Genomic DNA, 4,988 nt, shown 5'->3' on the forward strand with positions numbered 1-4,988 from the left:
CGCCCCGGACTCGGCGGCGGCGTCCGAGGCCAGGAACACCCCGAACAGGCCGCGGTCCGGGATGGTGCCACCGGAGGTCACGGCCAGCCGCTGCGCACCCGGGCGGGCCGCCAGCGTGCCGACCTCCCGGTCCCAGAGGATGCGCGGACGCAGCTCGGCGAACTCGTCCGAGGGGTACTTGCCGGCCAGCAGGTCCAGCACGGACTCGTAGGCCGAGTGCGGCAGCGTGGCGAACGGCGCGGCCCGGCGCACCAGGTCGAACCACTCCTCGGCCTCCAGGTCCTGCACCGCCACCGCGGAGACCGTGTGCTGGGCCAGGATGTCCAGCGGGTTCGCCGGGATCCGCAGCGCCTCGATCCGCCCGGCCCGCATCCGCTCGGTCACCACGGCGGTGTCCACCAGGTCCCCGCGGTGCTTCGGGAAGAACACGCCGCGGGAGACCTCACCCACCTGGTGCCCGGCACGGCCCACCCGCTGCAGGCCCGAGGCCACCGACGGCGGCGACTCCACCTGGATCACCTGGTCCACCGCGCCCATGTCGATGCCCAGCTCCAGCGAGCTCGTGGCCACCACGCACCGGATCCGCCCGGTCTTCAGTGCCTCCTCCACGATCGCTCGCTGCTCCTTGGACACCGAGCCGTGGTGGGCGCGCGCGAAGTCCGAGACCGTCCCGGCGTCCGTGCCCGCCCCGCCCATCATCTGCGCCGGCGGCTGGGCGGCGGTCGCCGGGCCCAGCCCGGTGGCCGCGGCGAGGACGTCGCCGAGCCGCTGGGGCTCCCGGCCGGCAGGCCAGGGTGAGGGGCCGTCGTCGTGCCCCTGTTCATTCCCGACGACGGTTCCCGCCTCCGCCTGCACGCCCGCCGCTTCCTGGCGGGCCTCCCAGATCTCGTTGAGCCGTCCGGTGAGGCGCTCGGCGAGGCGACGCGAGTTGGCGAAGACCAGGGTGGAGCGGCTGCGGGACACCAGGTCCACGATCCGCTCCTCCACATGCGGCCAGATCGACCCGCCGAGGGGTTCGGAGGTGCCTGCAGCGTCCGGGCCGGCCCCGGCGGTCTCCTGGCCCCCGCCGGTCTGCGGGGACAGGGACAGGTCCGTCATGTCCGGCACGGGCACGGTGACGGTGAGGTCCCAGCGCTTCTCGGACACCGGACGCACCACGTCCACGGGTTGGACGCCGCCGAGAAAGCGGGCGACCTCGGAGGCCGGCTCCACCGTAGCGGACAGGCCGATGCGCTGCACGGGCTTCTCGAGCATCGCGTCGAGCCGTTCGAGGGACAGGGCCAGGTGGGCGCCGCGTTTGGTCCCGGCCACAGCGTGGACCTCGTCCACGATCACCGTGTGCACCCCGGCCAGCGCCCCGCGGCCGCGAGGTGAGCATGAGGTACAGGGACTCGGGCGTGGTGATGAGGATGTCCGGCGGGTCCTGCACCAGGCGGCGCCGCTCGGCCGCCGGGGTGTCCCCGGAGCGCACGCCCACCCGGATGTCCGGCACCTGCTGCCCGGCGTTCCGGGCGGTCTGCGTGATGCCGATCAGCGGCGCACGCAGGTTGCGCTCCACGTCCACGCCCAGGGCCTTGAGCGGGGAGACGTAGAGGACCTTGGTGGGTGCCGGGTCCTCATCGGCGACCGGCTCGCGGAGGAAGCCGTCCAGCGCCCAGAGGAAGGCGGAGAGGGTCTTGCCGGAGCCGGTCGGCGCGATCACCAGGGCGTTCCGGCCCGAGGACACCGCGTCCCACGCGCCCAGCTGCGCGGCGGTGGGCGCCTCGAAGGCACCCGTGAACCAGGTGCGGGTGTGCTCGGTGAAGCGGCCGAGGACGGCCTCGGCCTGCGCCTCAGGCATGGGCCCGCCCCTCAGACATGGTGGTACGGCCGTCCCGCGGAGATCTCCTGGGCGCGGTAGACCTGCTCGGCGAGGATCAGCCGGACCAGCTGGTGCGGGAACACCAGCCCGGACAGGGACCACACGCGGTCCGCGCGGGCGTGCACGGTCTCGTCCACCCCGTACGCGCCCCCGATGATCAGCGTGACCGCCCTGCCGACGTCGAACTGCCGCTGCAGGTGCTGCGCCAGGCCGGGGGAGTCGAAGCCCTTGCCGCGCTCGTCCAGCAAAACCACGTGCTCGGCCGGGGTGAGCTTCGCCAGGATCCGCTCGGACTCCTCGGTGCGGGCGGAGACATCCTGCCGGGAGGAGTGCGGCAGCAGCTGCCAGGAGAGGTCGTAGGGCTTCTTCAGGCGCTTCTCGTACCGGGTGATCCCCTCGGACACCCAGGACTCGTGCTTCTTGCCGACGGCCAACACCTTCACGGACATGCGTCCCATCATGGCACCCGCCCCGGACAGGACAGCAGGACGCACCGCCGCGGGCCCCGGCCGGCCGTGCCCGAGCGTCCACGGGGCGGTCCGCCCGTCGAGGCCGCGTCGACACGGGCGGCCGGCGCCTGGTGGAATCGGGGTATGGAGAGCATCGTCCGCACCGAGCGCCGCGGCCCGACCGCCGTGGTGACCATCGACCTCGCCGAGGCGCACAACGCCCTGGACCGGCATGCCATGGCGGACCTCGCGGACGCGGTCCGGTCCGCCGCCGCCGAGCCGGACGTCCGGGCTGTGGTCCTCACCGGCGCCGGCGGACGGGCCTTCTGCGCGGGGTTCCGCCTGGGTACGGCGGACGAGGCCGTGGAACAGGACCCGGAGGGCACCGTCATGGCGGCCGTCGCGGACATGGTCCGTGCGGTCCTCGAGGCTCCGGTCCCCGTCATCGCCGCCGTGGAGGGCGCCGCCGCCGGTGTGGGCGCCTCGCTGGCCGTGGCCGCGGACCTGGTGGTGGCAGGAGAGTCCGCGTACCTGCTGCTGCCCTTCGGGAAGGTCGGCCTGGTGCCGGACGGCGGGATCGTGCAGACCCTCGCCGAGAGCCTGGGCCGGCACCGCGCCATGGACCTGATGCTGCGGCAGCGCCGGCTTCCCGCCGCCGAGGCCGCACGGGCCGGGCTGGTGGCCGACGTCGTCCCGGACGGTGCGGCCGTCGCCACGGCGCTGACCTGGGCGGAGGAGCTCGCGCAGACCCCGCGGCGGGCGCTCGCCGAGACGAAGGCGGCCGTCAACCGCCGCACCCTGGACACCCTGGAGGAGACGTTCGCCGCGGAGGGTAGGGTCCAGGCAGAGCTGCTGAGGACCGACGAGCACCGCGAGCGTGTGGCTGCGTTCCTCGCCGCGGCCGATGAGGCGAGTCGTCATGGAGGGTAGGGGCAGCACGCCTGAGGAGGAGGCCACGCGAGCCTCGGGAACAGAGGACCGCTCCGCCGCGTCCCGACGACGGCCCCGCACCTCCGGCGGGTCCGTCCCCCGCCGCCGTGTGCTGGGGTGGGGGATCGGCGCCGTGGTGGCCGCCGTGTTCGCATGGCTCGCGATGCTCGGACACCGCTGGTTCCAGCGGGAGGTGGTGGGTGTGGGCCCGCGCCGGATCGCCTCCCGTGAGGACATGACGGTCTTCACCGGGTTCCGGTACGCCCAGCAGGCCGGCGAGGGCGGCGTCATGGACGTCTACGTGCCCGCGGGACGGGCCGTTCCCCGTGCTCATGTGGACGTTCGGCTCCGGCTGGACCTCGGACCGCGGCAACATCGGCGGCGAGCGCATCGCCGAGGCCATGATCCCGCACGGCTACGCCGTGGCGGCGTTCTCCATCCGCAACTCCGGCCAGGGGCGGTTCCCCTCCCACGTGCACGACGCCAAGGCGGCCGTCCGCTGGCTGCGGGAATACGCCGGAGACCTGAAGCTGGACCGGGAGCGCATCGCGATGGGCGGCAACTCCTCCGGCGGGTGGATCGCCATGATGACCGGCGTGACGGCGGGGCTGCCGCGGTTCGAGGGGCAGGTCGGCGGCGTGTGGGACCGCCCGTCCGACGTGCAGGCGGTGGTGAACTTCTTCGCGCCCATCGACTTCCTGGCCATGGACGGCCAGATGCTCCCGGGCGCCTGCGAGTCCTTCAACGAGGGCCTCGGTATCACCGAGTGCCACTCGGACGCGGACGGCTTCGAGTCCCGCATGCTCGGCGTGCCCGTCCAACAGGCGCCGCAGCTGGTGCACGAGGCCAGCCCGCGCACCTACGTGGGCCCGCGGACCCCGCCCACGCTGATCGTCCACGGCACCCGGGACACGGTGGTGCCCCACCAGCAGAGCCGGGACCTCTACGACGACCTGGTCCGTGCGGACGTGCCGAGCATCTTCTACGAGGTGCACGGCGCCGGACACGTCGTCGACCTCACCCGGGACACGGCGGTCACGACCTCCACGGTGCACCACCACCGGGTGCCGCTGGCGGGGCGGCGCCTGCACTTCTCCTGGGACGCGGTCGCGGCCTTCCTGGACGAGCAGATGCCGGCCGCACGGCCGGGCGAGGCGGGCGCCGGACAGGCGCGGCCGTCGTCGGGAGGCCGCTGACACGGAGGTGGGCGGAACGTGGGCGGGCGCCGGTCCCCCACGCATGACGAAGGCCCCGGGAACCGCATGTTCCTGCGGTTCCCGGGGCCTTGTCAGGTGGCGGTGACGGTGGGATTTGAACCCACGGTACGGGGTTACCGTACACAGCATTTCGAGTGCTGCACCTTCGGCCGCTCGGACACGTCACCAGACTGGTGCAGACTACCCGAGACCCTGTGCCGATCCCAAACCGGGAGTCCCGGTGGGCGGTGCCGTTCAGCCGCGGCGGGCCGCGAAGAACTCCTGCAGGATCGCGGCGCACTCGGCCTCGCGGACGCCCGCACGGACCTCGGCCTGGTGGTTGAAGCGTGGGTCCCGGAGCACGTCCACCACGGAGCCGCAGGCGCCGGCCTTCGGGTCCCAGGCGCCGAAGACCACGCGGGGGACACGGGCCAGCAGGACGGCTCCGGCGCACATGGGGCAGGGCTCGAGGCTGACCACCAGGGTGCAGTCCTCCAGGCGCCAGCCGTCGCCCTCCCCGGCGGCGCGCCGTGCGGCCACGGCCCGGCGCAG

Annotated in this window: 4 protein-coding genes, 1 tRNA gene and 2 pseudogenes; 2 read left to right on the forward strand and 5 right to left on the reverse strand. The window is 73.8% G+C overall.

Features of this window, described 5'->3' with window-relative positions; genetic code table 11:
- From AC2W7A_RS09470 to rlmH, 3 genes and pseudogenes are all read right to left on the reverse strand, one after another.
- Positions 1–1,344: helicase-related protein (locus AC2W7A_RS09470; RefSeq protein ID WP_485991144.1), on the reverse strand; the 1,344-nt coding region annotated here is incomplete at its 3' end.
- An 88-nt stretch (positions 1,345–1,432) separates the two neighbouring features.
- A pseudogene (locus AC2W7A_RS09475) lies at positions 1,433–1,840 on the reverse strand (DEAD/DEAH box helicase); the annotation flags it as partial.
- Between the two features lie 11 nt (positions 1,841–1,851).
- The gene (rlmH, locus tag AC2W7A_RS09480; RefSeq protein ID WP_485991145.1) at positions 1,852–2,310 is read right to left on the reverse strand and encodes a 23S rRNA (pseudouridine(1915)-N(3))-methyltransferase RlmH; all 459 of its coding nucleotides are present in this window, start codon (positions 2,308–2,310) and stop codon (positions 1,852–1,854) included.
- A gap of 144 nt (positions 2,311–2,454) precedes the next feature.
- Here rlmH and AC2W7A_RS09485 point away from each other — a divergent pair, with 144 nt between their 5' ends.
- Together AC2W7A_RS09485 and AC2W7A_RS09490 are read left to right on the forward strand one after the other, a co-directional pair.
- A complete protein-coding gene (locus AC2W7A_RS09485) occupies positions 2,455–3,240 on the forward strand; it encodes an enoyl-CoA hydratase-related protein (RefSeq protein ID WP_485991146.1) in 786 nt (261 codons plus the stop codon).
- A 323-nt stretch (positions 3,241–3,563) separates the two neighbouring features.
- A pseudogene (locus tag AC2W7A_RS09490) lies at positions 3,564–4,436 on the forward strand (alpha/beta fold hydrolase); the annotation flags it as partial.
- Positions 4,437–4,533: 97 nt separating this feature from the next.
- Here AC2W7A_RS09490 and AC2W7A_RS09495 read toward each other — a convergent pair.
- Positions 4,534–4,624 (reverse strand) — tRNA-Ser (locus AC2W7A_RS09495).
- 67 nt (positions 4,625–4,691) lie between these two features.
- Positions 4,692–4,988: nucleoside deaminase (locus AC2W7A_RS09500; RefSeq protein WP_485991147.1), on the reverse strand; the 297-nt coding region annotated here is incomplete at its 5' end.

The sequence above is a fragment of the Micrococcus sp. LASM2_SD2 genome, from assembly GCF_057364565.1.